The sequence below is a fragment of the Fibrobacter sp. genome (genome assembly GCF_045601785.1).
Classification (GTDB): Bacteria; Fibrobacterota; Fibrobacteria; order Fibrobacterales; family Fibrobacteraceae; genus Fibrobacter.
Window position 1 is genome coordinate 1 of the sequence record NZ_JAZSAF010000029.1, and the last position, 24017, is coordinate 24017.

A 24017-nucleotide genomic window follows, 5' to 3' on the forward strand; every position below is an offset into this window, starting at 1 on the left:
GTGGGATGTATCTAATGTGACGGAAATGAGCGAAATGTTCTACGGCAGCTCATTCACTGGCGACATCAGCAGGTGGAACGTATCCAATGTGACGAACATGAGCGGGATGTTTCTAGACAGCCGATTCAACGGCGACATCAGCAGATGGGACGTGTCCAACGTGACAGACATGAGGGGAATGTTCTGGAATAGCAAATTCGACGGCGACATCAGCAAGTGGAACGTATCCAATGTGACGGAAATGAGCGAAATGTTCTGCGGCAGCTCATTCACTGGCGACATCAGCAGGTGGGACGTATCCAATGTGACGGAAATGAGCGAAATGTTCTGCGGCAGCTCATTCACTGGCGACATCAGCAGGTGGGACGTATCCAATGTGACGGAAATGAGCGAAATGTTCTATGGCAGCCACTTCAATGGAGACATCAGCAAGTGGAACGTGGCCAAAGTAACGAATATGAGCAATATGTTTGAAAGAAGCCACTTCGATAACGACATTAGCAAGTGGGACGTATCCAACGTGACAAACATGAGCGGGATGTTCAAAGGAAGCAAGTTTAATGGAGACATAAGCGAGTGGAATGTTTCCAACGTGACAGATATGAGCGGGATGTTCGGCGAAAGCCAACTTAGCATTTACTGCCAGGAAGACGATGACGATTACTTCGTGGACTACGACGTAAAATATAGCCAATTCAACAGAGACATCAGCAAGTGGGACGTATCCAATGTGACAGACATGCACGAAATGTTTCTTTTCAGTCAATTGAACGACGACAACATCAGCAGCATCATCAGCAATTGGAAAATACGCCCTGATTGCGACACCACGAACATGTTCGGCAAAAAAGATTCGTAAATAAAAACGCCCGGCCTTTGTAGGGCGTCCCTTCTTAAAATTCAAAGCCTTGATGCGGATCAGCACAAGGCTTTTTACTTTTTTTGCTTTTTTCAAAAAAACGTTTTACATCGGTTTCCTTTGTGACGATAAATAGACTGAACCAGTTTCACAAGAAAGATTCCTTATAGAAAAAAAGGAGGCGCCATGAAACACTTCGTCATACTCATCCTTTCTTTCATCGCCATGGCTGCGGCTGAAATGCGTAATGGCACGGGGTTTTTCGTTAATAGCGAGTACATCGTGACTGCGTATCATGTCATCGAGAATTATGAAAACACGTGTTATTACGATATCGAGAACGATACATGCTACCAGGTTCATGTCGTGGATTACGATGTAGACAAAGACCTTGTCCTGCTGAAACTGGATGAGGAACCCGACAACATGCCTATGGTCTGCCGCATCGCACACACTGAGTTGCCCATAGGGGAAAAACTGACATCTTATGGCTATCCTGACCCGCTTATCGACCATGACTTGACGATTATCCCGATGAATATCCGTGTGCTGTATCGTTATGACGGAAATGCCACCTTTTATCGAACGACTGGATTATTGCAGTATGGAATGTCTGGCGGCCCTAACTTTACCACGGACGGAAGAGTCGGCGGTGTAAGCAAGTCGATAGCGTTGAATGAACGCAATACCAGCAATCTGATAAAGTCTACCGAAGTGGTGCGTCTGATGAACAGAAACGGTGTGGTTGAATATCCAAACACCAGGAATGTTAGAAAATGTGCTATCAGCATCTTGAACTCCAATTACGTGTTCAGGGGAGTTCACATAGAAAGGGAGGGGTAATCATGAAACACACGATCATCCTCATCATCTGCATCCTGGCGACGGCCCTTTTCGCCGAACCAGAAATACATAACATAACCAAAATCTACGGTAATGGCATTGCGTTCAGCGAACATCTCATTGTTACCACTGGGTATGTTGCCCGCCATACCGAGAAACTGGATTCCATCGTTGTGATGGTAAACAACGAACCTATCATCGCTAGGGTAGAACATTCTGTGGACACCATTCTCGATAAAACCAAAAACGAATATTTCACATTGGCAATCATCCAGATTGACAACAGCGTCTTTCTCAACGCATGCGAAATCGAAGACAGGTTGGTTGAAGTCGATGAACCAGTCACTGTAACAGGAATCCTCGAAGATGACCCCAGAGTCCAAAGTAAGTCCTTTCCTGCTAAGGTCGTTGCGGACTCGACGTTCCCCGAGTATGTAGCCTGTGCACTGAACGTTCGCATGCCTGGTGGCTTCAGTGGTGCGGCGATTTCAAGCCACGGTAAGGTAATCGGGATGACATTCGGAAACAGCACTCGCAAGGCGAACACCTCTTTCTTCTACGACGGTATCCTTTTGTCAGAATACATACGAAACCAAAACCGACCCACCACGACTGACGTATCCAAATGCACATATCAGGTGCGAAGCTACGTCACTGTACCATAGTTGAACTCACACTAAAGAGCTATTTTTTAAGAGCAATTCTTTTCTCTACTAAGGAGTAGAATATGGCAATTTTTGAAACTCTTTTTATCTTGGCCGGCCTTCTCATGGGCCTTGTGTCGCGGGGAGGAATGTACCTTTTCTTGCTGCCGCTTGCCGTAGTGGCGTTCGTGCTCGCCATGATGAACAGGCCGAGCCCAACGGGTTCCAGGGCAAAGAAAATCGTAAGTTCGATTTTGTCGGTAGCATACCTTATCGCGGTGGTTGTCTGCTCGCTTACTATTTTCCAAAGCGGTTCCAAAGAACCGGAAGATGCCCCCAAAAAGGAACCGACAGTTGTATTGCAGGTTCAAAATGACAAGGACTTGTCCGCTCTGGAAGAGAAGGTGGATAAAATCCATTCCGTGCTTGCCGACATGAAAACGGAATACAGCCTGATTGGAAAAAGCGATCTGGAGCGGGTCAAGGCGGAAATCGCCATACATGATGACGAATTGATTGAGTGTGACCCCACAAAAGAGAAGGGCTGTATGGAATTCGCCAATTATGGGACGATGCGTGACAGCACCAGGTTTTACACGGTTTCCTTGCATTGGAAGTTGCCGAGATTCCAGGTTTATCCTAAATGGGTCTACCGGAAAATCATCAAGGGGCTGCTGGGCGAGGACTTGACCGATGCCGACACGGTCCTTGATTCTAGACATTTAGGAAAAATTCATAAAAGAGCCCTTTACCGTCAGGTGGAAGCATACAAGCGGTCCATTGAATCCGAACTCAGGAATTATCCCGATGACTGGTACTATGACAGCACCCATACGGAAGTCGCCGCCACCCTCAAATACGAGCGCGAGGACAGCATAGATGTCGCGTTCGATTCACAGCTGTGGACGACTTATTATATTTCGAACGCCGGTTACCAAGCCGGTGCCGCCGGAGGATACTTTTACGAGTATCATCGGACGTTCTCGAAGAGAGACGGGTCGCTGGTTGATTCCACTATTTTCAATCCAGATGAAAAGGAAAAAATTGTATTGCTTCTTCGCAAGTATGCGGAAAAATACGATGCCCGTCCCAATGCCATCGGCATGGATTTCCGGCTGGAGCCTTCTTTCTTGAAGGACGGTATCGGTTTTGACGGGTACTCTTTCGAAATCGGCGAGCACACTCACGGCAGCGTAATGATCGTGGTGCCTTACGAGGAAATTCTGCCCTATATGGAAACTTGGGCCCGTCGGGAATTCGGTCTTACTGAAGGCGGACGACCATAAAATTCTTTTACATATAACGGCGTCTTTTTTATATAAATTTACGCCATGAACATCTTGGTCTATTTCCTGTTTGCCCTCTCCGGGTTCGCGGGCCTCATTTACGAAGGCTCGTGGGCTCGCTACCTTAAACTCTTTCTCGGGCATTCCAGCTACGGCCAGGTACTCACGCTCTGCATCTACATGGGCGGTCTTGCCATAGGCAGCTTTGTCGCGGGCAAGCTTGTCGAACGCACCAAGCGTCCGCTGCTGGGCTACGGCATCGTAGAACTCTTCATCGGTATCGGGGGAGTCGCCTACCATCCGCTTTACCTGTGGCTCACGGGCATCTTCTACGATTCCGCGTGGACGGCATCCCTTACAAGCCGACAGGCCGAAGTGGCAAAGGTATTCCTCGCCACCGGTTCCACGCTCCCCATCGCCATCGCCGTCGGCATGACGTTTCCCTTCATTGCAGCAGGGCTTATGCGCAAGAGCGGCGCCGAAGTGTCGCTCCCGATGCTCTACTTCACGAACAGCCTGGGTTCTGCCATCGGCATCCTTGCTACAAGCTACCTCCTGATTCCAGAAATCGGAAACCATGCCACCCTGTGCGTTGCGGCTTCCATCAACTTCCTGCTCGCGGCAGTATTCAGCTTCATTGGCATCGCGACTTCGCCGGTTCCCACCAAGGATTCCAAAAAGCCCAAGAAACAAGACACCGACTTCGTGGAAGAACACAAGCTCGCCATGCCGCCCAAATCCGCGTGGCTCTGGATTGCGGCGATTACTGGCTTGACCTCATTTGTTTATGAAATCGTCTGGATCCGCTTGCTTTCGCTTTTGCTCGGTTCATCGAGCCACAGCTTCGACCAGATGCTTTCGGCATTCATCCTGGGACTTTCGATAGGATCCGCCGTGAGCGGAAAGCTCCTTAAGAAAGACAGCCTGGTGGTGCTCTCGATGGCGCAGATTTTAATGGCCTTCTTTGCACTTTGCACCTTGTATTTCCACCAGCCCTTCTGGGGCATGATGAACGAGGCGAACCAGATTTTCAACCCGACATCCGACGGCTACATCTGCTGGAGCCTCTTCAAGTACGCACTCTCGCTTTTGTGGATGGTGCCCACCAGCTTCTTTGCGGGCATGACGCTCCCGCTGATTACCTTGATTCTCACGCGCGCCTTCAAGAGCGAAGCGCCCATCGGCAAGGTCTACGGCTGGAACACGGTCGGCTCCATCATCGGCTCGGCGGGCGGCGGACTCTTGCTGCTCCCGCTATTGCAGCTGAAAGGCGCCCTCGTCACGGCGGCGCTCCTCGACTTCGCCATCGGCTTCATTCTTCTAGTGGTTTACCGCAGGCGCTTCCGCTACAGCGTAATGTTCTACATCATGGTGTGCGTGATGATTCTCCCGTCGCTGTTCGTGAAGTTCGACCCGTCGCTCATCACTTCGGGCGTGTTCCGTAGCTACAAGAATATGCACCCGAACGAAAAGATCCAGGTAATCGACGGAAAGACCGCGACTATCAGCTTCCATGAATCGCCGGTGCATTATTACGTGAAGACGAACGGCAAGGCTGATGCGAGCATGAGCAAGAACCGCGAAGCTCCTATCTCGAGCGACGAACTCACGCAGGCCGCAACGGCGTTCATGCCCATGGCCGTGAAGACGGAACCCTACGACGCCGCAATGGTTGGCTTCGGGAGCGGCATGGGCGCGCACTACCTGCTCGCAGACCCCTTGCTCAAGGACTTCGACTGCGTCGAAATCGAAGAAGCCATGATGACACTCGCCAAGGGATTCTACCCGTGGAACTACCGCGGCTACGACGACCCGCGAATCCACATCTTCATCGACGACGCGACGACATTCTTCCACACGAACCGCCGCAAGTACGACATGATTATCAGCGTGCCGAGTAACCCGTGGGTGAGCGGCGTGGCAGGGCTCTTTGCGCACGAGTTCTACGCCAAGATGCGCCGCTACATGAAACCGGGCGCCCTCTGGGTACAGTGGATTCAGACCTACGAATTCAACGACCTGATGTTCCTGAATATCCTGAAGGCACTCGACACGGTGTTCCCCTACGTGAGCCTTTACAAGTCCACCGACGAACCCGACATCATTATGATTGCAAGCGACGAGCCGGTGATGCAGAAAGGCATTGGGCGCTTCTCGACAGATACCGCCCTGGTCGCGGAGTTCAACCGCATCCACCGCGATCCGGAATTCTTCGGCGAGAGGAACTTCCTGTTCACGAACAAGATGGTGGCCTCACTCCTTGATGGCGTTAAGCCTAACAGCCTGTTCATCCCGATGGTCGACAACAAGGCCGAAGAGGCGCGCTTCGTACACTCCGAAGCACACATCGTGCAGATGTTCGACAGCTGCGAAGTCTGCTGGCAGCAATACCTGGATCCCGAAGACTACAAGCCCCGCCGCGAAGCCCGCGTGAAGGCAATGCTTGCCGAACCGAAGGACGAATTTTTGAAGACTGCGTTGCTTTCCTATGTGGCAGAACTCGGCGCTGCGAAGGCGACTGCAGACAGTCTCGCGAAGGCCGCCGCAGACAGCTTAGCCAAAATAGACGCCAAGGCTGCAGCTACTGTTCCACAGCAAACCTTCGCCGACACCGCAACCACCGCCGATTCCACCGCGGCAGATAGCACTCAGCCCGAAGACCCGCGCCTTGCATCACTCGAAGCATCTGTGGGCTTCCTGAAGTTCCGCGAGAACTACATGGAATGGATTCGCAAGGTCCCGCTCGAAGCCCGCGATACCGACGAAGTCTACATCAAGGTCAGCGAGGCCGTGAACGCGGGCGCCTTCCCGAAAAGCTTCGCCGAAGAGTTCAACATCGTCGAAGCCGCCCGCGAAGGAGTCTACAAGCAGGCGGCGCTCCTGATCGCGGACTTCTACGACCGCTACGAGATGGGCGACATGGACGAACTGTTCCTGCGCGACTGCATCGTGATTGCGCTCCTCGCCGACGAGCCCGACCTGGCCGATATCATCTACAAGAACGCCATCCAGAAGAACGAAAGCTTCTTCGCCGTCGAAAAGCGACTCATCGAACGCGAAATCCAGCAACTCAGGAGAAAGCTCGCAAAGTAGCCCTTCTGCAGTCGCTGCAGCTATATTTTTATATTTGACGCATTGATTAGGAGAAGTTACACATGAGATATTCAATTTCATGTCTAGCGCTAGCGTTTGCACCGTTTTTCTTTTTCGCCTGCAGCGAATCGTCTACTGACGCCCCTTCGGGCCTGCCTTCAACAGTCAGGAACCTTTCTGTCCTGCACACCCTCGACTGCAACGAAAGCTATGTAGACTCTATCGTCAAGGTCGAAGACGGACACCTGAAATTCGTCTGCGATGGCGAAAAATGGGTGAGCCTGCAAAAGGGAAAAAACTCGGAGAGCAGCTCCTCTTCTGAAGGCGACGACAATTCGTCTGGACGTGATTATTCGTCATCTACAGAAGACTACTATTCGTCTGCAAGAGCGCAATCTTCTTCGTCTACGGTTGAAGAGTATTCTTCCGGCGAAATGATGCTCTACTCTTCGGACGCACCCCATTCATCAAGCAGTGTGTCTTCCAGCTCCATCTCGGCATACACCAGGTACCCCGACTCCACCGAAAAGCCGCCATTCGAAAGCCACCTGGTCACATGGGACGAAACATTCTACGGAAGCGAATTCGACGAGACAACCGGCATCCTGACCGACCTGCGCGACAACAACCAGTACAGGACCATGACTGTCGGCAGCTGCACCTGGACTATCGACAACCTTCGCTTTTCAGATTCGATTATGGTACCTTCCCTTAAAGGCCACATTTACTGCGACTCCATCAAAAATAAATGCAGATACAGCTGGAGTGCCGCCATGGACTCCGTAAATACCGGTTGCGGCAACAAAATGGTCTGTGATGACAATCGACACTGGAAAGGCATTTGCCCCTATGGCTGGCACATTCCCACCGAAAGAGACCTAACCGATTTACTCAATGCATTGCCAACAGGTTCCGCATACGAAACCCTGATGAACGAATATGAATTTTGGGGACCTTCGCCCGACACAAGCCGCAATTTAATCAGCGGTATCTGGTTTTCCACTAATAGTTCCGAAGAGGCAAAATTGCTTAGCCATAGAACTGCTAAACTCGAACGTGAACATGAATTCTATTATTACTGGCTCAGAGATACCTATAAATCGGCAAATGTTGACGTCCGCTGCGTAAAGGATTAGCTCATGAAAAAGATTGCAATGGCACTCATCGCAGGCGGACTCCTTTTGACAGCTTGCAGCGAATCCGAAAGCGAGAACTTCACGAGTGCAAACACGCCCATCGAATTATCAACGATCGATGAACTCAAACAATTCACCTGCGATGAATCCCTGAACGGCATCGAGGTCTTTGTCGAAGAAAAGGACGCGTCGTTCGTCTGCGACCAAGAAGAGAACGGCACCTGGGGCTGGACGCGCTCGAATTCATCGACCCGCGACTCTTCCACGTCGAAATACTCCTCGTCCAACGCCCGCCACGGCGGGTCTTCTTCCAGCGGTGACGACGAAACGGACCCGTCAAGTAGTTCAGATGTCTCTAGCTCTTCATCTACGCCAGCCTCTTCCGGCAGCCGCTATGTCAAGCCAGAGACTGTCCGCTACGGTCTCATGACAGACTCCCGCGATGGACAAGTCTACAAGACGGTTACCATAGGCACGCAAACCTGGATGGCGCAGAACCTGAACTACAGTCCTTCCACCGTTTTCTACAATCAAACCGACATTGTCCAACATAATAACTGGTGTGGCGGTAAGCACGTTCAAAAACGCAAGCACGGCGACTGCGCCACATTTGGAAAACTCTATACTTACGCCGCGGCTTTTGATTCCGCCGGTCAAGTACAAAATCCCAATCCAAAACAGGGAATCTGTCCCGATGGCTGGCATATTCCCGATAAGCAGGAATGGGATATTCTCGCGCTTGCAGCCAGCATTGACGGCTCCACTGATGGAACATCGGGCTATGGCTACAGATATGCCCCGCGCAACCTTTACGCAGATTCTCTTATGTGGAATTCCATTTCAAGACGTGCTAAATACACTCCCTTTGAAAATTTGTTTGGATTCAACGCTTTGCCTTCAGGCGCAATCTGGTCTGGCGTTTATGATAGCACCATGGCCGTGTATTGGGCCAGCGATGACAACATCACAGAAATGAACTCGCTTCATGTAGCAGTTTTCAGCCTAAATCGTACTTCCAAGCAGATGTATTCCCTTGCAATCCGCTGCATCAAGGATACCATTGAAACCGCCCCTGCAAACTTGTCCGAAACGACCATCGAGCCGCCTGATTTCAATATCGACCTGGGAGAAACCATTGTAGAACCTGGAGAAGAAAAAGCCGCCATCACCTATCTCAATCCAGATATCGAATATGGCGAAATGACCGACAGCCGAGATGGCCAAGTCTACAAGACATTCACCTTCAACAACCAGACATGGATGGCACAGAACCTGAACTACGAATACAATCCTGGAGTTCAGAGCTGGTGCGGTGGCGGAAACGGATTCAAGGAAGGCAACTGCGACACCTACGGAAGGTTATATACCTGGGCCGCCACAAGAGGGCGCTCGGAATCGGAATGCGGAGAAGGTCACTACTGCAATGATACGACGCACCAAGGAATCTGCCCCGACGGTTGGTATTTACCCACGCTCAGTCAATACGATACATTGGCACACTATATTTCCGACACCTATAACCTTCCCGCAGGACTGCTTCTCAAGGCGAACGCCGACCTATGGAATGAAAACGGCAAAGGCATAGACGCCATCGGTTTCTCGGCTCTTCCTGCAGGCGCCTATAGCAGCACCTTTATCAGGACTACCGAAGAGGCTTCCTTCTGGACTGATGATGAAAATGGAAAATTCTTCGGAATGGGATTCCGTCTAAGAGCCCAGTTCGACAGGATAGATACAACCCAGTCCGAAGAAAAATACTACGGACACTCCATCCGTTGTATTAAATACTAAAACATGAAGTTCACACCGACAGTGGTGTAGAACGTGTTCAGCGAAGAATCGTAGAAGATCTCTTCGGCAACGAGCGTCTTGTTCAAAAGACTCGTGAAACACTGCACCACGCGAACATCCACGCTGACCCAGCGGGTAAGCATGTAGCCGATGTCAAGGGCGCCGCCCACTTCCATACCGGAAGTCGCGACCGTGTTCTCGCGCTTGCCGCCACTGGTCTTGAACTCCGACGAACCGTTCAGCTTCAGGCCCATATTCAGGCCAAGACCCACGTAGAAGTCGTAGTCTTCGAACGTGTAGCGGAAAATCACCGGGATTTCGAACATCATGATGTCGATGGATGCCTCGTTGGTGTAGGCGTCCATGTCCTGCTCGTAGGCGTAGTGCCTGTAGTTGAAGGTGAGTTCCGGAACAAGGCTCAGGTTCTTGACCATGAAATTCATCTTGACAACCAGGCCGCCGCCGCCCTGGAATCCAATCTTCCAGCCGTCGGAGTTTTCGCCGAAGAACGTGTTGATGCCGCCCTGTGCGCGGACACCGAGCAGCACTGCGCGCTGGAAACCTTCGTTGCGCATGCGGTTGATTTCGGACTTCTTGGTCGTTTCGGCCTTGTAGCGGGCGTAGGCGCTGGCGTATTCTTCGTCGTTCGCAAATTCGCTGTCGGTGGAACCGTCGTAGGACGGAGCCTCTTCACCAGGGGCGCTTTCGGCAGATGGGGCAGTCGCCCAGCCTTCGTCGTCGTTGGAATCATCTTGGGCGATGGCCGGCACAGTAAGTGCAAACGCCATAGCCAACACCACACTCAATCTCTTCAAATCCATAAGTCAATTATAATAAACGATTTATAACTACGCCGCCTATAAAATAACTTATCTGTGTAAAAAGAGTGTAGAAAAAATTTTTTACTTAGGCAGGGAGCCTAGACTACAGCAGGAACGTCGCACCCAGCACGACATGCATCGTGTAAAGTTTTGAATTCATTAAGGCCGATTCCGCAATCAGGTCCAGGTCGAGCAGGTTGGTAAAATTCTGCACGGCGCGCACATCAACCATGAGCCAGCGGTTCACGACATAGCCCACACCCAGGAGACCGCCGACTTCCACGCCGACCGTCGGGACGGTATTGGAACGTTTGTCCTTCTCGTGCTTGGCTTCGGTATCGATCGTCTGCTTGAATTCGGAATCGCCGCTCATCTTGAGCCCAAGGTTCACGCCCAGGTTCACAAAGAAGCCGTCCTCGTCAAAAACGAACTGGCCCATCACGGGAATCTCGAACAGCATCTCGTCGATCGTGGCCTCGTTCTTGCCGTAGTCAGATTTGCCTTCGTAGCTGTAGCTGCGGTAGCTGAAGTCGAGCTCGGTCGCCACCCCGAAGGACTGCCCGAGCGGAAGCCTCGCCATGAGGCCGCCGCCAAATTCGGGACCGACATTCCAGTCGTCCGACTTGCTGCCAAAACTCTTGCTTATGCCGCCCGCAACACGGACGCCAAACTGGACGCCCCTGGAAAAGCCTTCCTTGCGGGCACGGTACTCGGCCGCGTTCTCGGTGATAAAGTGCGACGCGTCGTCCTCCTCGTCGATGTTAGTCGTCGAGACCTTGACGCTGTCTTTTGCCTGAGTGCTGTCGGCCGCAGCCTGAACGGAATCGGTAGTGGTGGTATCAACGGCCGCATCAGTCCCGTACTCGTAGCCCTGCGCATTTTCCTGATTGGCCTGATCCGCCGGGACAAATCCGCATCCGTCGCCCACGCAGTTCGGGTCGCTCACTTCGCCGGAACCTTCAAAAACCCCCTGCGCAAAGGCGAGCGGGGCTATCAGCAACATCATCCAAAAAACAAGCAATCTCATCACCCTAATTATAATAAATGTGGAGCCGAAAAACTCAAAAAAAATGGACAATTCCTGCGTGAAAATTGGATAAAATTTATCAACAATTCAAGCCAACAGCTCAATTCCGTCGCTCTGACCGATAATTTTTCCTTATTGGCAATTGTTGATATCTTGTTGATAATGAAAAATAGAGTCGTCCAAGAATTTGACAATATACCACAAATTATTAACAATCCATTTTTGTTTCACGTGAAACTTTCCTCCATTTAGGAGTTCGTATCCACAATTTTTTGTGAGCTTTAAAAATTTTATCCTAAATCTATCAACTAAAATTTTGTTGCTCAGTTTTACATGAAACACAATGTGAGTACAATGTTTATAAAATTTATCAACAATGAATAACCTTCAAGACATAAAAAATCCCGACCTCCAAAGCCGGGATAATCGCTGAAAAAAATTTAGGACGAGAAAAAATTAGAACTTTACCGTGCGGGGTGCGGCCGTAAAACTGTAGAACGTGGCAACCGCGTCCTTGAAGTAGAGCGTCTCGGTGTTGTCGTCGTCGGGGGAGTACATCGACTTGAGCTCGGGGTAGTGCTCCAGCATGTCGACCTTCGGTTCGCGGCGGTCGTCGCGGACCAGCGTACCGGCAACGCGGACCCACTCGTTACCGGCCTTGTTCATGGCACAGATTTCGACCTTGCCGTTCTTCTGGATCTGCTTGGAGCAGTCTTTGGACTTGCCCGTCTGAATGTAGAGCTTGCCCTCGAAAAAGTTGGCGGTACCGAACGGGCGGACACGCGGCTGGTCGCCGTCGACCGTCGCCAAGAAATACGCACCGCAATCCTTGAGAAATTTTACGACTTCTTCCATAAGAATCTTCCTTTTTTAAAACAATTGAACTAAATATACAAAAATAGTAGGCAATACTTCAACCCCTTCCTATTTTCAACTTCCTACTGTTTCTCTATACAATTTTTCCATCTCCTCGCCAAAGCAACAGAAGATGACCTTCTTGACTTTTCGCGCCGGAAAGTCCCGAACCGTCTTCACGGCAATCTCGGTAGCGGCCTCCCAGGGGTAGCCATAAACTCCACAAGAAATAGCGGGGAAGGCGACCGTCTCGCAGCCGTTCTCCTCGGCCAGGTTCAGACAGCTTTTATAGCAAGATTCCAAAAGTGCAGGTTCGCCATGTTGACCATCCCGATAAACCGGCCCCGGAGTATGGATCACAAACTTCGCCGGGAGTCTGAAACCCAGGGTGATTTTTGCCTGGCCGGTCTCGCAACCGTTCAGGGGGATGCATGCCCTCAAAAGTTCCGGACCCGCCGCCCGGTGAATGGCGCCATCGACACCGCCACCACCTAAAAGCGAACAGTTTGCCGCATTCACAATGGCATCCACCGCAAGCTTGGTGATGTCGCCCTGGATAACTTCAATCTCAATCATAATAACCTCAAGTATAATATATATAATTTATCGATATAAATCACCTCATTATGTTGGGACTTTGACTAGGTCAAAGTCCGACACCCTGCGGTTACCAAATAAAAATGTGCAAGCACATTTTTGCTTGGTAACCTTGGTTGCGTTTCACGTGGAACATAAACATTATTGTTGATTATGTGAATAGATGTTGAAAATTGTCTTCGATATAACCCTTCACACCATAATTTGTTATATTACTATACAGGAGGTTATATGAGGTTTTTTCTAATATCAGCAATTGTCTTGGCAGCTTTTTGCCTGTCTTTCGCGCAGCTTTTACCTAAGAATACTGCCGAAGACGCAAATTCCATCAAACTAACCCGAGCCATGGTCTTTAAGGTGAACTACGGCGAGATTCCTTCCGAACCGGATTCAACTTACAGCGAATCCGAGCCGGACATCAATAGACCTAGAAGAGAAAGCCATTTCATCAGGAACTTTTTGATAGGGACCGGCGCCTGCATTACAGAAGCCACCATCGGGGCTGCACTCAATTCAAGTGGTCCTGTTGTATGTCCCTTGACTGAAGGCCTCACGAAATTTTAATGATTGATTATGAAAATCGAACATGTCGCCATCTGGGTAAAAGACATCGACAAAATATGCGAATTCTACCGAAAGTATTTCGTCGGGGTAGTTCACCCGATTTATCATAATCCGGCAAAGCAGTTCACCAGCCGATTCGTCACCTTCGAAAGTGGCGCCCGGTTGGAGGTGATGCACCGCCCCGACATCGATGCATTGTTCCACGTGGAACATCTCGGATATGCACATCTATCTTTTTCAGTGGGTTCAAAAGAGGAAGTGGACCGTTTGACCAAAGAAATGTCCACTGATGGAATCCAGGTGGTAGGGCAACCCCGAACCACCGGCGACGGATATTACGAAAGTGTCGTCCTCGACCCCGAAGGCAATAGGGTAGAGATTACAGTTTAGAAAAATGGCGGAGTTAGGTATGAGGAGAATATTTATTGTATTGGCAGTGGCATTTCTAAATGCCCATGCGGTCGACTGCATCCGTCACACGTTCAATTATTTCGCAACGAACTTTCAGGATCACGCCCTCATCATGCCCGGCGAAACACTACCGGACAGTCTCTATCAGGAACAAAACGGGATGGTCTATACCATCAAATATCACTGGACAGGCAATCACCTCGACAGTATGAACCTGTACCAATCTTGCCTTGCCCGCAATGTCGAAAAAAAATCCATCTACATTCCTGACTGGAAAATCGACTCCACCAAGGTCGGCAAGGTCACGAAATACGACTGGAAATCCTTGAAGGAAAAATGGCACTTCACCGTCTACCGTGCAAAGGATTCCGTCTATATCGATAATGACAATGAACAGCATCAGATATTCTACCTCAAAAAAGATACCATTTACGAAGTCAACAACTGGGTTCCCAGGAATTTAAAAACATACCGCGACCCCGATAATAAAAACAAGTGTATTCGAAAAAGCGATAATAACTTTATCATCGACACCTACGAATATGAAATGAAGGGAAACACCCTCATCCAGAAATCAATCAAGTTTGACCACAAAAAGTATTTCAAAGCCCCCGGCCCCTGCTACGGCGGCAACAAGTATACCACTTTGTATTATAGGAAATGAGATGTTCCACGTGGAACCTTTTACTATATTTTCCTATATGAAAAAACTGATCTTCATTCTATCCTTTATCGCACTGAATGTGCATGCTGCAAACTGCCTCGACTATTTACGCAATGACTATATTGAATACAGACTGAACAACAATTATCGTGTAGATAGCACATACGCCCCTAGCTTTGTAGATGACAAAATCTATTATTCATCCTCTAAATATTACTATACCGATAATAGTTTAGATAGTGTCGTCGAATGTTATAGTAAAGGAAAATGTGACACACAAAAATATAGTGTGATGAAAGAAACAACTGATTCCACAATTAAGCTAACCACCTCTCTTCTCGAAAGTAACATTTCCCAGGTAACCATTTATTATTTAGAAAAAGATTCTACCTGCATATACCAATATGGTCTAAACTCGGACAAACCGGATTCATTAGAAGATATCCTTTGCATGTACCTGCACAACGATACCCTATATGATGAAAAAATGAATATAGATGGAACCCCATATGAAAATCCAGATGAAAGCCCACGCATATATGAAAACACTTTAAGAACCCCCAGCCCTGAAAACGAAAACACCTGCAATGCAATTGACTATACACTGAAAAAACAAGGTGATACCTATACTAAAACATTTGATAAAGCACATCAAGAACTCATAGAAACTACAGAAACAGGATTCACCGTATCTTACAGCAATTACGATGCAAAAATTTTCTTTGTTAAAGTCGGTCCCAATTCCACCACACCGATCCTCCGCAAAAACCGTCCGACATTCATCCCCGAAAAAGCCAAGCACTTCGACCTCCTCGGCCGCCCCGCCAACAAAAAATATATCATAAGTGTTCCACGTGGAACATTCTAACCACCAACCACTGTCTACTGTCTACATCCTACTTCCTACTGTTTTCTATTCACACAAAATCCACATTTATCAAAAACTTATCCACGGATATTTTTAAAAAGTGAAAGGGCGCCCGCCCTTTTTTCTTGTATTCACATTTCATAATACTAAATTGTTCCACGTGAAACGTGCGATTACGAGTGTCGCAAAAATATGCTTGCATATTTTTATGACCGAGTATGAGCATGTAGGACTATGGCGAAGCCGTAGTCCCAACGTTACCAAACCGAAGAATGAGTTACAGATCCAACATTGTACAGCAGAATCTCTTGAACCAGTTCTTGCAAGAACATGGTGTGCAGCTGTCCGAAGATGTTCTGGGCAAGCTTTATGATTTTGCGGACTTGGTGGTAAATACCAAGCAGTTCGGCAACCTGATTTCGGCAAAGGACTCCGAGAAATTCTTGAGCCGCCACATCGCAGATTCCCTCGTTCCCTATATATATATAGTGAAGGGTGGATTGCAAGACAATTCAACTCCGAATTCCTCACTCCTCAAAGCGACCGAAGGGTGCGACCTCATACCCCACACCTGTAAGTGGGCTGATATGGGTGCCGGTGCAGGTTGTCCGATTTTCCCGCTGGCCATCGTGATGCCCGAAGTAGAATTCTTTGCCGTCGAACCCCGCCACATGCGCGTGGAGTTCATGAACTACGCCAAAGGAAAACTCGGTCTCAAGAACCTGACTGTCGTGGGCAAGCGTTTCGAAACTTCGGGACTTGCCTACCTGGATTTTGTGAGTTGCCGCGCACTCTCGACTTTCGAAAACGACTGGGAACGCGCCCAGCCGGGACTCAAGCGTGGCGGTAAATTCATCACGCTGAAAAGTTTCAACAATATTGTTCACCTGGAATCGAACCCGGAAGTACACATATATAAATATGCACTCCCGCAGGAAGAACAAGTTTACGCCTTAGTCACTCGAGGTAATGAATGAGTAAAGTGATAGCAGTCTGCAACCAGAAAGGTGGCGTGGGCAAGACCACGACAGCCGTGAACCTGGCTGCAAGTTTTGCCGCACTGGAGAAGAAGACTCTCCTTATCGACATGGACCCGCAGGGTAACGCCTCCCAGGGTCTCGGCTATAACGAGATGCAGGATGTGGACATCCACGAAGTCCTGAACATGGCCGAAAATCCGGATAACGTCACCTACGACAATATCAAGGAAGCTATCCTCGACACGAGCCTCGACTATCTCAAGGTCATCACTTCCGGCCCGGATCTTGCCGTCATGGAAATTGAACTGGTGAACGCCATGAGCCGCGAGCGCCGTCTCGAACGCGTGATGAATGTCCTGAAGCAGTCCTTCGAATTCATCATCATCGATGCGCCCCCGAGCCTGAACCTTTTGACGCTGAACGTGCTGACCGCCGCCACCAGCGTTCTGATTCCGGTGCAGTGCGAATACTACGCCCTGCAAGGTATGACTGAACTTTTCAAGACTATCCGCGAAGTCCAGAAGAACCTGAACGCGAACCTCAAGATCGAAGGTGCGCTCCTCACCATGTACGATTCCCGCCTGAGCCTCTGCAAGCAGGTCGCCGAAGAAGTCCGCGAGAACCTGAGCGATACCGTGTTCCAGGCGATGATCCCGAGAAACGTGAAACTTTCCGAAGCACCCAGCCACGGTAAGCCCGCCATTCTTTACGATGTGCAGAGCAGCGGCGCACAGGCCTACATGAAACTCGCCGAAGAAATCTTGAACAAGGGAAAGTAGTCAATGGGTAAAAAATCTTTCGCACTGGGTCGCAGCCTTTCCGACATTCTCAAGGACCATTCCGCACCGGCGGCAGCTGACATCCAACAAAACAATCCACAATCTGCCGAAAATTCCGGAAACAACGGCGCAGAAACAGCCGCAGTTGTGGATAACTCGCAGAAAATAGTTGAACTGAGCGTCGACCTGATTGACCCGAACCCGTTCCAGCCGCGCACGGTATTCAGCGACGAAGAACTGGTGGAACTAGCAGAGACCATCGAGCAGCACGGACTTATCCAGCCGATTGTCGTCCGCAAAGTGGGTGACCGCTACCAGATCATCAGCGGTGAACGCCGCACCCGCGCCACAAAGCTCGCCGGTATGGCGACTATCAAGGCACAGGTCTACGAAAATCTCGACGACAAGACGATGGCCGAATGGGCCCTCATCGAGAACATCCAGCGCGTCGACCTCAACCCGGTCGAAGTGGCTAAATCTTATCAACAACTTATCAACAATCATGGCTACACGCACGACGACCTGGCGAAGATCGTCGGCAAGTCCCGCTCCGCCATCACCAACGCCCTCCGCCTGCTGAAGCTCCCGGAACAGGTTCTCGCCTGGATCGAGGAAGGCAAGCTGAACAGCGGGGCTGCCCGCGCCATCTGCAGCGACAAGGTCGAAAATGCGGAAGAGCTCGCAAGGCGCATTATCGAAGAAGGCCTGAACGTGCGCCAGATCGAAGCGCTCATCCGCGGCGATGCACCTGCCACTCCAAATGCGGCAGCCGACCCGGCGCAGGTAGGCGACGAAGACCAGCCGGAAGTCCACGCCGACCCTTCGACTAGCTCAGGGACCGTAACCCCGGCCAAGCCGAAGCCGGAACTCAGCGCCGACATGAAGCAGTTCGAGTCCCGGCTCGAAACCTTCTTCGGGACCAAGGTGCAGCTCAACCCGAGCGCCTCCAACGAAAGCAAGGGCACCATCGTCATCAACTACTATTCCATGGACGACCTTACCCGCATCCAGGAACTCATGGAAAACCGCTAGGCGAACATGAAAGGCAAGTACTACATCGTCCAGATCATTCCGGAAGATTCCAAGGAAATCAAGAAGTACCGCGTCAACACGAAGTGGTTCTTCTTTCTCAAAGTTTTCCTGGTGCTGCTCCTTATAGCGGCAGGCTTTGTCGTCTACAACGCAGGCCGCATTGGCCGTACCCTCGTCCAGTACGAAAAAATGCGAACCGCAAATGCCCAGCTCATCAAGCAGAACGCCAACTACGAAGAGCTCTTCTTCAGGATCGACTCGCTGTGGGTCTTGGAAGAACGCATCCAGAATATTCTAGGAACATTCATCGAGAACGATTCCGGAAAAATCAACAGCCTTATCGACAAGAACCGCTTCGCCCACACGCCGTCGCAAAAAATCGACGTGGACTACGAAGGGATCCACGGCTGGAAACCGCCCGAAGAAAAAATCCGCCTGGAGCACATCCCCAACGTGATTCCTGTCGTCGGAATCGTGAGCAAGAAGTTCAGCGAAGAAAATGACCACCTAGGAACCGACTTCTCGGCACAGCTCGGCGACCCCGTTTTTGCATCGGGCAGCGGCACCGTGGAATTTGCGGGCCAGAAAGACGAACTCGGCAACACGATCGTCATCAACCACGAGAACGGCTACGTGACCAGCTATTCACACCTGAAGGATATCAGGACCCGCAAGGGCCGCACCGTCGGCAAGGGCGAAATCATCGGAACCGTAGGCAAGACCGGCAACACCAGCGGGCCGCACCTGCACTATTCCATCACCAAGAACGGCAAAGAACTGGATCCGGAACTGTTTATAAATTATTAGGAACACACCAAGAGGTAAAACATGGCTATTAAAGGCGAACAGGAAATCACACAGATTGGCCACAGCGTGACCATCAAGGGCGATGTCAGCGGCAAGAGCGATGTCCGTGTGGCAGGCACCATCAATGGTAGCATCTCCATCGAAGGCGAACTCATCGTGGAACGCCAGGGAATGGTCGAGGCCGAAATCAAGACGACAACGGCTGTCATTGCAGGTACCGTCAAGGGCAACATCGATGTAGCCGAAAAGCTCATCCTCGAAAGCTCTTCCCAGTTCGTAGGGAACATCAAGACAAAGCAGCTCATCATTCAGGAAGGTGCAATCTTCCAGGGTAACTGCCAGATGGGTTTAAAGCCTGCCGCAAAGGAAGACAAGTAGGAACTTGACCCGACCTTTAAGATATGCCTCTCCCCAAAAAGGAGAGGTTTTTCATTTCTCCACACCTATACTAATATTTATTAGATTATTTATATAAATGGTAATGGTAATTAATAGCGTGGATAGTGAATAGATTTGTGATAGTGGAATTATAACTCGATGAGTGTCAAAAAGTTACACGCTTAAATAAATTGATGATAGATGTTGAAAACTTTCAAACTGTTCACTTTTTTCAATGTTGATAAGTGTTGAAGTCTAGTTTTCAATGCCAATTCACAGTGAATAGACCTTTGTATGTTGAAAATTGGGCAAAAATGGCTCTTTTCAACATGATAGAAGTCACATTTTTGAATAAAAATCCTTTTTTTTACGCACAGTGAACATATAATAGTTATATTATTCAAGCAAAATGTTGTCCAAAATTCTAAAAATAGGCCAGATATCCGATATCCACATCGGAAACGGCGAGGAACTAGTGCAGGGAATCGATGTCTGCGCAAATTTCCGCAATGCGCTGAATTCTGACTCTATGAAGGATTTGGACCTGCTCGTTTTGTCCGGTGACCTTGCCGAAAACGCCGAAGCCGGCGCATACGAGTATGTGGCATCACTTCTCAAGGACTACAAGTCCCCCTGGTGTGTCATTCCCGGCAACCACGACAATCTCGACTTGATGAAGAATTACTTCGACCTTGAAGGCAAGGTGTCGGGAGACCGCTGCTTTTACCGTTACGACCTGAAGGGAAGGTCCATATTCTTCCTGGACAGTGCCTGCGGGAATGTATCTAGAGAAGAGCTGGAATGGCTCAAGTCCGAGGCGGCGAAGGTCACGGGCGAGATAATCTTGTTCATGCACCATCCGCCATGCTTCTGCGGACACCGTTTCATGGATCTTCGTTTCCATCTAGAAAACATGGTGGAAGTCCAGGAAGTCCTCGGAGGTATCAAGAACCTGACGCATATCTATGCAGGGCACTACCACCACCAGTTCGAGGTGAACATGGGTCGCCAGATTGTCCATGTCGCTCCTGCCACCCAGTTCCAGATCGACCCTAACATGCCTTATTTTAACCTGCAGAGTGCCGCTCCGGGCTGGCAGGTGATCAAATGGGGTGAAAATTTTGTAGAAACTGAAGTTTATTTTGAATGACCCCTTGAATTTTTAAACCTTATTGACTAAATTTGGGAAAAATTTGGCGGCTTAGCTCAGTTGGTAGAGCGTCGGAATCATAATCCGCAGGTCTGTGGTTCGAGCCCACAAGCCGCTAGTATTTTGAAAAAGAGGCTGATATGTCAAGACGAATCCTAAAAGTGGCGTTGTTGATGATCGCCTCTTTTTTCGTAACTCCGATGTTTGTCGCTTGCGATAGCGATGAACAGAACGTTCCGCAGATGAACCAGGTGCAGGTTTCCGCTCCCAAGAGCGTGCCTATCGTCAAGGTTGACGAATTTACGGCACCCGCTTCTACGGAAATCACAACTGAAAAGGCGAAGCTCTACGCCAAGGCGAGTGCGGGCCTCGTGGAACTTGGAGTGCGCTGGTCCGAAAAGATCGACAAGGCTAGCGATACCGAAAAGATTCAGATTCTGAATGCGTACAATGTGGCACGCGACCAGCTCTGCGCCCGCGTTGGCCTTGCAGGCATTGCCGAATACAACTGGATTACGACGGTTGCACTCCCGGACCCGAAGAACAAGGCGACCTTCGAAGCCGCGGGTCTCAGGACGAACAACTAGTCAAAACTTCGGATTACATTTTCTTGAAGGGTTGCTGAAAAAGCAATCCTTTTTTTATAGGTAGATTTCTTTCGCGGTGCTGTAGAAGCGGCGGTGTGTCCAGCCGTACCAGAGTGTGGGTTTTTCCCGGATGCGCGTTTCTAGCCAGCGGTTGAAAGAGTCGTTTACATTTTTTGAACAGATCTCTTCGGCATGTAGCGTCTTACACTTGTCCGCTTCTTCCATCCAGCAGATGAACACGGGTGTTCCCGGTTCATGCCTGAGCAGGAATTCCGGAAGCGGGTTTACCTTTGCGGGCCTTCCCAAAAAAATTCCATCGGAGGCACTGGGAATCCGGCTGTCCTGGTCCATCAGTAGGCAGAACATTTTTTTTCCTTTTAGCAGCTGCAAGAATTCTCTGGGTGTCTTGGCGTGGACCGAATAGGTTTTTCCGTCGATGGCGCGGACTCTGTTTTCGACAATGCGGTTCAGCCACTTGGGCTTTAGCGGAATGTAACTTGCCTTGAGGGGAATCCCAAGCCTGCAGAGCCAGGGGCCCATCGCTTCGTAGTTTCCGTAGTGCGCCGTAAGAAATATTCCGCCACTGCGCATTTTCTCGAGCACGGAATCGCTTCCGGCTGCAATCTTGTAAAAGGTGTTGCTTTCTTGAAAAGGGTAGTCCGCTATTTTGTTCGGCAATTTTTTGAAAGAGCCGAAACGGAATATGATTTCACTGACGTGGTGTGCTAGGTTTTTAATCAGTTGTCTGTAAAAAATTTCTTTGTCTGTAATATCGTCAACATGGACATAGTCGAGATTTGCGTTGACGGTTCTTTTTTTCCAGCCCGCATTGAACAGCATAAAGGACAAGGCCTTTTCAAAGAGAAGGGCCGTTAAATTTTCGCATGTCCTGCAAAAGCGGTTCATCGACTACAATTTAAAAAAACTGTAGATATTATTTTACTAAAAAAACGTCCTCGCCGTGGATTAAAGAAGTTATTTTGTCTGTCATAAAATAGGATTCTACAAAAGGAGAAAACAATGAAGCTTGCTATTTCTGTTTCTGGTGGTGGAGCCCTCGGCATAGGACCGCTGCAGTTTATGCGTCGACTCGAAGAGGACTTGGGAAAGCACCTTGCAGATATCGGTGACGCCTTCGCCGGAACATCGACGGGGAGCATTGCCGTGGTCGGTCTTTGCAACGGCATGAGCGCCGATGAACTTTATAATCTTTACGAAGATAATTTGTCTGCAATATTCACCAAGGTGAGTGCTGCGCGCGTTGTCACGAACAACTACTACCGCTACAACAATGCCAAGCTGAAAAAGTTGCTGCAGACGAATTTTAAGAAGTGCATGTACGAATTCAAGAAGCCGATGTTTATTCCGGCCACCTTCATGAACGGCAAAAGCGTCGAGAAGGTATGGGACAGGGGCGACGGAATGACGGAACAGTGGTTCGCCGTGCTTTCGAGCTGTTCTGCACCGACTTACTTCGATACCGTATCCCGCACCAAGAACGGCAAGAAGGAAATCTATTGCGATGGCGGCATGTGGGCGAATGACCCGATCATGGTTCTGGAATCCGGTTTGAACAACGTAAAAGAATTCAAGGGCAACTATCGAATCCTTTCTTTCAATACCAGGATGGACCGCCCCAACAGCGCGCCCAAGGACAAGAGCGTTCTCGGCTGGGGCAAGTACATCTTGGACGAATGGATTGCCCGCACCGGAAACTCGGGCTACTACGAGGCTTGCGCCAACATCGGCAAGGAGAATGTCTTCCGCATAGCGCCGCCGGTCGAAGAGAAGTACCCGATGGACGACGTTTCGCTCATCGGTGAAATCTCCAATATCTGGGATGAGTATTATGACGAGGTAAAGAAGGAACTGCTCAAGTTCCTCAAGCCGATAGACGGCCTCAAGAAATAACCGCTAGCCCTTCTTGGGCTTGTCGTGCGGATCCTTGTTGGCGGATTCGCTGAAAGGGAATACGAAACGACCGCGAAGGACACACCCCGGAGCGCCAGGATCGCATTCCTTTTTCCGTTTATTGCAGAAAGTGTTTCGCAGGTGTCTGCATTCGTAGCTCATATATGGAAAAGTATATAAAAAAAGGGGTGGTATCACAAAAAAACGTGCCTCTAATGCGTTGATTGACAGCAAAATATGTAAACAAATCGACAAAGAAGACAAAAAATGAAAAAAAGTGAATTTTTTTCGCGTTCCCCCCTTGACGATGCCGGCTAAAAGTTCTATAATTGGCCTCACCCGCGAACGAAAGGGTCCAAGCCCGGACGAATGCGACGGAGGCCCGCGAGGCCGCCGGGAAGATTGAAGGAATCGGAGATGTGCTTAGTGACGGGTCCAAGAGATTTCTTGGAATAGTCAATAATACGAACGTGATTAACGGGACCAAGACTTTAAAAAAAAATCAATGAAGAGTTTGATCCTGGCTCAGAACGAACGCTGGTGGCGTGTCTTATACATGCAAGTCGAGCGGTGCAGCAATGCATAGCGGCGAACGGGTGAGTAACGCGTAAGCAATCTGCCCCATGCCCGGGAATAGCCGTGCCAACGCGCGGGTAATACCGGATATCGTGGCTCCCCGCCTGGGGAGTTGACAAAAGATTTATCGGCATGGGATGAGCTTGCGTCCGATTAGCTAGTTGGCGGGGCAACGGCCCACCAAGGCGACGATCGGTAGCCGGCCTGAGAGGGTGATCGGCCACATTGGGACTGAGATACGGCCCAGACTCCTACGGGAGGCAGCAGTAGGGAATATTGCACAATGGGGGAAACCCTGATGCAGCAACGCCACGTGTGGGAAGAAGCATTTCGGTGTGTAAACCACTGTCGTGAGGGA

Annotated in this window: 25 protein-coding genes, 1 tRNA gene and 1 rRNA gene; 21 read left to right on the top strand and 6 right to left on the bottom strand. The window is 49.8% G+C overall.

Annotated features, from left to right (window positions below; all coding sequences use genetic code 11):
• The 7 genes from ACKI61_RS04620 to ACKI61_RS04650 all read left to right on the top strand — a co-directional run.
• Window positions 1-859: BspA family leucine-rich repeat surface protein (locus ACKI61_RS04620; RefSeq protein WP_407456606.1), on the top strand; the 859-nt coding region annotated here is incomplete at its 5' end.
• A 186-nt stretch (window positions 860-1045) separates the two neighbouring features.
• A complete protein-coding gene (locus tag ACKI61_RS04625; protein ID WP_407456607.1) occupies window positions 1046-1702 on the top strand; it encodes a serine protease in 657 nt (218 codons plus the stop codon).
• Between the two features lie 2 nt (window positions 1703-1704).
• A complete protein-coding gene (locus tag ACKI61_RS04630; RefSeq protein WP_407456608.1) occupies window positions 1705-2367 on the top strand; it encodes a hypothetical protein in 663 nt (220 codons plus the stop codon).
• 62 nt (window positions 2368-2429) lie between these two features.
• Window positions 2430-3632, top strand: coding sequence for a hypothetical protein (locus ACKI61_RS04635; protein ID WP_407456609.1), 1203 nt, complete (start codon window positions 2430-2432; stop codon window positions 3630-3632).
• A gap of 45 nt (window positions 3633-3677) precedes the next feature.
• Window positions 3678-6725, top strand: a complete 3048-nt coding sequence (locus ACKI61_RS04640) for a fused MFS/spermidine synthase (protein ID WP_407456610.1) — start codon at window positions 3678-3680, stop codon at window positions 6723-6725.
• Window positions 6726-6787: 62 nt separating this feature from the next.
• A complete protein-coding gene (locus ACKI61_RS04645; RefSeq protein WP_407456611.1) occupies window positions 6788-7861 on the top strand; it encodes an FISUMP domain-containing protein in 1074 nt (357 codons plus the stop codon).
• Between the two features lie 3 nt (window positions 7862-7864).
• The gene (locus tag ACKI61_RS04650; RefSeq protein ID WP_407456612.1) at window positions 7865-9652 is read left to right on the top strand and encodes an FISUMP domain-containing protein; all 1788 of its coding nucleotides are present in this window, start codon (window positions 7865-7867) and stop codon (window positions 9650-9652) included.
• On the opposite strand, the gene ACKI61_RS04655 is transcribed toward ACKI61_RS04650, so the two are convergent.
• From ACKI61_RS04655 to ACKI61_RS04670, 4 genes are all read right to left on the bottom strand, one after another.
• Window positions 9649-10473: a hypothetical protein gene (locus tag ACKI61_RS04655; protein WP_407456613.1), complete on the bottom strand. Its 825-nt coding sequence runs from the start codon at window positions 10471-10473 to the stop codon at window positions 9649-9651. The two genes, ACKI61_RS04650 and ACKI61_RS04655, sit on opposite strands and share 4 nt — an antisense overlap.
• A gap of 103 nt (window positions 10474-10576) precedes the next feature.
• Window positions 10577-11500 carry a porin family protein gene (locus tag ACKI61_RS04660; RefSeq protein WP_407456614.1) on the bottom strand — a complete coding sequence of 308 codons (924 nt, stop codon included), beginning with the start codon at window positions 11498-11500 and terminating at the stop codon, window positions 10577-10579.
• Between the two features lie 456 nt (window positions 11501-11956).
• On the bottom strand, window positions 11957-12355 hold the full coding sequence (locus ACKI61_RS04665) for a pyridoxamine 5'-phosphate oxidase family protein (RefSeq protein WP_407456615.1): 399 nt from the start codon (window positions 12353-12355) through the stop codon (window positions 11957-11959).
• Between the two features lie 75 nt (window positions 12356-12430).
• Window positions 12431-12931 carry an O-acetyl-ADP-ribose deacetylase gene (locus tag ACKI61_RS04670; RefSeq protein ID WP_407456616.1) on the bottom strand — a complete coding sequence of 167 codons (501 nt, stop codon included), beginning with the start codon at window positions 12929-12931 and terminating at the stop codon, window positions 12431-12433.
• A gap of 252 nt (window positions 12932-13183) precedes the next feature.
• On the opposite strand from ACKI61_RS04670, the gene ACKI61_RS04675 reads away from it, so the two are divergent.
• The 12 genes from ACKI61_RS04675 to ACKI61_RS04730 all read left to right on the top strand — a co-directional run bounded on the left by ACKI61_RS04675 (window position 13184) and on the right by ACKI61_RS04730 (window position 21172).
• On the top strand, window positions 13184-13516 hold the full coding sequence (locus tag ACKI61_RS04675) for a hypothetical protein (RefSeq protein WP_407456617.1): 333 nt from the start codon (window positions 13184-13186) through the stop codon (window positions 13514-13516).
• A 9-nt stretch (window positions 13517-13525) separates the two neighbouring features.
• The gene (locus ACKI61_RS04680; protein WP_407456618.1) at window positions 13526-13906 is read left to right on the top strand and encodes a VOC family protein; all 381 of its coding nucleotides are present in this window, start codon (window positions 13526-13528) and stop codon (window positions 13904-13906) included.
• A gap of 40 nt (window positions 13907-13946) precedes the next feature.
• A complete protein-coding gene (locus tag ACKI61_RS04685) occupies window positions 13947-14591 on the top strand; it encodes a hypothetical protein (RefSeq protein ID WP_407456619.1) in 645 nt (214 codons plus the stop codon).
• A 37-nt stretch (window positions 14592-14628) separates the two neighbouring features.
• Window positions 14629-15459, top strand: coding sequence for a hypothetical protein (locus ACKI61_RS04690; RefSeq protein ID WP_407456620.1), 831 nt, complete (start codon window positions 14629-14631; stop codon window positions 15457-15459).
• 272 nt (window positions 15460-15731) lie between these two features.
• A complete protein-coding gene (locus tag ACKI61_RS04695) occupies window positions 15732-16436 on the top strand; it encodes a 16S rRNA (guanine(527)-N(7))-methyltransferase RsmG (protein ID WP_407456621.1) in 705 nt (234 codons plus the stop codon).
• Window positions 16433-17218 carry a ParA family protein gene (locus ACKI61_RS04700; RefSeq protein ID WP_407456622.1) on the top strand — a complete coding sequence of 262 codons (786 nt, stop codon included), beginning with the start codon at window positions 16433-16435 and terminating at the stop codon, window positions 17216-17218. The genes ACKI61_RS04695 and ACKI61_RS04700 overlap by 4 nt, the downstream gene beginning before the upstream one ends.
• Window positions 17219-17221: 3 nt before the next feature.
• Entirely contained in the window at window positions 17222-18250 is a 1029-nt protein-coding gene (locus ACKI61_RS04705) for a ParB/RepB/Spo0J family partition protein (RefSeq protein WP_407456623.1), read from the top strand.
• A 6-nt stretch (window positions 18251-18256) separates the two neighbouring features.
• Window positions 18257-19057, top strand: a complete 801-nt coding sequence (locus tag ACKI61_RS04710; protein WP_407456624.1) for a M23 family metallopeptidase — start codon at window positions 18257-18259, stop codon at window positions 19055-19057.
• 21 nt (window positions 19058-19078) lie between these two features.
• Window positions 19079-19435: a polymer-forming cytoskeletal protein gene (locus tag ACKI61_RS04715; protein WP_407456625.1), complete on the top strand. Its 357-nt coding sequence runs from the start codon at window positions 19079-19081 to the stop codon at window positions 19433-19435.
• Between the two features lie 409 nt (window positions 19436-19844).
• Complete coding sequence (locus tag ACKI61_RS04720; protein ID WP_407456626.1) at window positions 19845-20585, top strand: metallophosphoesterase family protein; 741 nt, start codon at window positions 19845-19847, stop codon at window positions 20583-20585.
• 45 nt (window positions 20586-20630) lie between these two features.
• A tRNA-Met gene (locus ACKI61_RS04725) sits at window positions 20631-20703 on the top strand.
• 22 nt (window positions 20704-20725) lie between these two features.
• Window positions 20726-21172 (top strand): hypothetical protein, encoded by a 447-nt coding sequence (locus ACKI61_RS04730; RefSeq protein WP_407456627.1) that lies wholly within the window; start codon window positions 20726-20728, stop codon window positions 21170-21172.
• A 54-nt stretch (window positions 21173-21226) separates the two neighbouring features.
• Here the strand turns inward: ACKI61_RS04730 and ACKI61_RS04735 are convergent, their stop codons facing one another.
• Window positions 21227-22078 (bottom strand): lysophospholipid acyltransferase family protein, encoded by an 852-nt coding sequence (locus tag ACKI61_RS04735; RefSeq protein WP_407456628.1) that lies wholly within the window; start codon window positions 22076-22078, stop codon window positions 21227-21229.
• Between the two features lie 114 nt (window positions 22079-22192).
• Between ACKI61_RS04735 and ACKI61_RS04740 the strand changes: the two genes are divergently transcribed.
• On the top strand, window positions 22193-23083 hold the full coding sequence (locus tag ACKI61_RS04740; RefSeq protein WP_407456629.1) for a patatin-like phospholipase family protein: 891 nt from the start codon (window positions 22193-22195) through the stop codon (window positions 23081-23083).
• Window positions 23084-23086: 3 nt separating this feature from the next.
• Here ACKI61_RS04740 and ACKI61_RS04745 read toward each other — a convergent pair whose 3' ends face one another.
• Entirely contained in the window at window positions 23087-23245 is a 159-nt protein-coding gene (locus tag ACKI61_RS04745; RefSeq protein ID WP_407456630.1) for a hypothetical protein, read from the bottom strand.
• A gap of 340 nt (window positions 23246-23585) precedes the next feature.
• On the opposite strand from ACKI61_RS04745, the gene ACKI61_RS04750 reads away from it, so the two are divergent.
• Window positions 23586-24017: ribosomal RNA gene (locus tag ACKI61_RS04750) — 16S ribosomal RNA — on the top strand; the annotation flags it as partial.

What these genes read in the sequence shown, in the direction of transcription:
- ACKI61_RS04625 (WP_407456607.1), top strand. Translation starts at nt 1,046, where the DNA reads ATGAAACACTTCGTCATACTCATCCTTTCTTTCATCGCCATGGCTGCG.
- ACKI61_RS04630 (WP_407456608.1), top strand. Translation starts at nt 1,705, where the DNA reads ATGAAACACACGATCATCCTCATCATCTGCATCCTGGCGACGGCCCTT.
- ACKI61_RS04635 (WP_407456609.1), top strand. Translation starts at nt 2,430, where the DNA reads ATGGCAATTTTTGAAACTCTTTTTATCTTGGCCGGCCTTCTCATGGGC.
- ACKI61_RS04640 (WP_407456610.1), top strand. Translation starts at nt 3,678, where the DNA reads ATGAACATCTTGGTCTATTTCCTGTTTGCCCTCTCCGGGTTCGCGGGC.
- ACKI61_RS04645 (WP_407456611.1), top strand. Translation starts at nt 6,788, where the DNA reads ATGAGATATTCAATTTCATGTCTAGCGCTAGCGTTTGCACCGTTTTTC.
- ACKI61_RS04650 (WP_407456612.1), top strand. Translation starts at nt 7,865, where the DNA reads ATGAAAAAGATTGCAATGGCACTCATCGCAGGCGGACTCCTTTTGACA.
- ACKI61_RS04655 (WP_407456613.1), bottom strand. Translation starts at nt 10,473, where the DNA reads ATGGATTTGAAGAGATTGAGTGTGGTGTTGGCTATGGCGTTTGCACTT.
- ACKI61_RS04660 (WP_407456614.1), bottom strand. Translation starts at nt 11,500, where the DNA reads ATGAGATTGCTTGTTTTTTGGATGATGTTGCTGATAGCCCCGCTCGCC.
- ACKI61_RS04665 (WP_407456615.1), bottom strand. Translation starts at nt 12,355, where the DNA reads ATGGAAGAAGTCGTAAAATTTCTCAAGGATTGCGGTGCGTATTTCTTG.
- ACKI61_RS04670 (WP_407456616.1), bottom strand. Translation starts at nt 12,931, where the DNA reads ATGATTGAGATTGAAGTTATCCAGGGCGACATCACCAAGCTTGCGGTG.
- ACKI61_RS04675 (WP_407456617.1), top strand. Translation starts at nt 13,184, where the DNA reads ATGAGGTTTTTTCTAATATCAGCAATTGTCTTGGCAGCTTTTTGCCTG.
- ACKI61_RS04680 (WP_407456618.1), top strand. Translation starts at nt 13,526, where the DNA reads ATGAAAATCGAACATGTCGCCATCTGGGTAAAAGACATCGACAAAATA.
- ACKI61_RS04690 (WP_407456620.1), top strand. Translation starts at nt 14,629, where the DNA reads ATGAAAAAACTGATCTTCATTCTATCCTTTATCGCACTGAATGTGCAT.
- ACKI61_RS04695 (WP_407456621.1), top strand. Translation starts at nt 15,732, where the DNA reads ATGAGTTACAGATCCAACATTGTACAGCAGAATCTCTTGAACCAGTTC.
- ACKI61_RS04700 (WP_407456622.1), top strand. Translation starts at nt 16,433, where the DNA reads ATGAGTAAAGTGATAGCAGTCTGCAACCAGAAAGGTGGCGTGGGCAAG.
- ACKI61_RS04705 (WP_407456623.1), top strand. Translation starts at nt 17,222, where the DNA reads ATGGGTAAAAAATCTTTCGCACTGGGTCGCAGCCTTTCCGACATTCTC.
- ACKI61_RS04710 (WP_407456624.1), top strand. Translation starts at nt 18,257, where the DNA reads ATGAAAGGCAAGTACTACATCGTCCAGATCATTCCGGAAGATTCCAAG.
- ACKI61_RS04715 (WP_407456625.1), top strand. Translation starts at nt 19,079, where the DNA reads ATGGCTATTAAAGGCGAACAGGAAATCACACAGATTGGCCACAGCGTG.
- ACKI61_RS04720 (WP_407456626.1), top strand. Translation starts at nt 19,845, where the DNA reads ATGTTGTCCAAAATTCTAAAAATAGGCCAGATATCCGATATCCACATC.
- ACKI61_RS04730 (WP_407456627.1), top strand. Translation starts at nt 20,726, where the DNA reads ATGTCAAGACGAATCCTAAAAGTGGCGTTGTTGATGATCGCCTCTTTT.
- ACKI61_RS04735 (WP_407456628.1), bottom strand. Translation starts at nt 22,078, where the DNA reads ATGAACCGCTTTTGCAGGACATGCGAAAATTTAACGGCCCTTCTCTTT.
- ACKI61_RS04740 (WP_407456629.1), top strand. Translation starts at nt 22,193, where the DNA reads ATGAAGCTTGCTATTTCTGTTTCTGGTGGTGGAGCCCTCGGCATAGGA.
- ACKI61_RS04745 (WP_407456630.1), bottom strand. Translation starts at nt 23,245, where the DNA reads ATGAGCTACGAATGCAGACACCTGCGAAACACTTTCTGCAATAAACGG.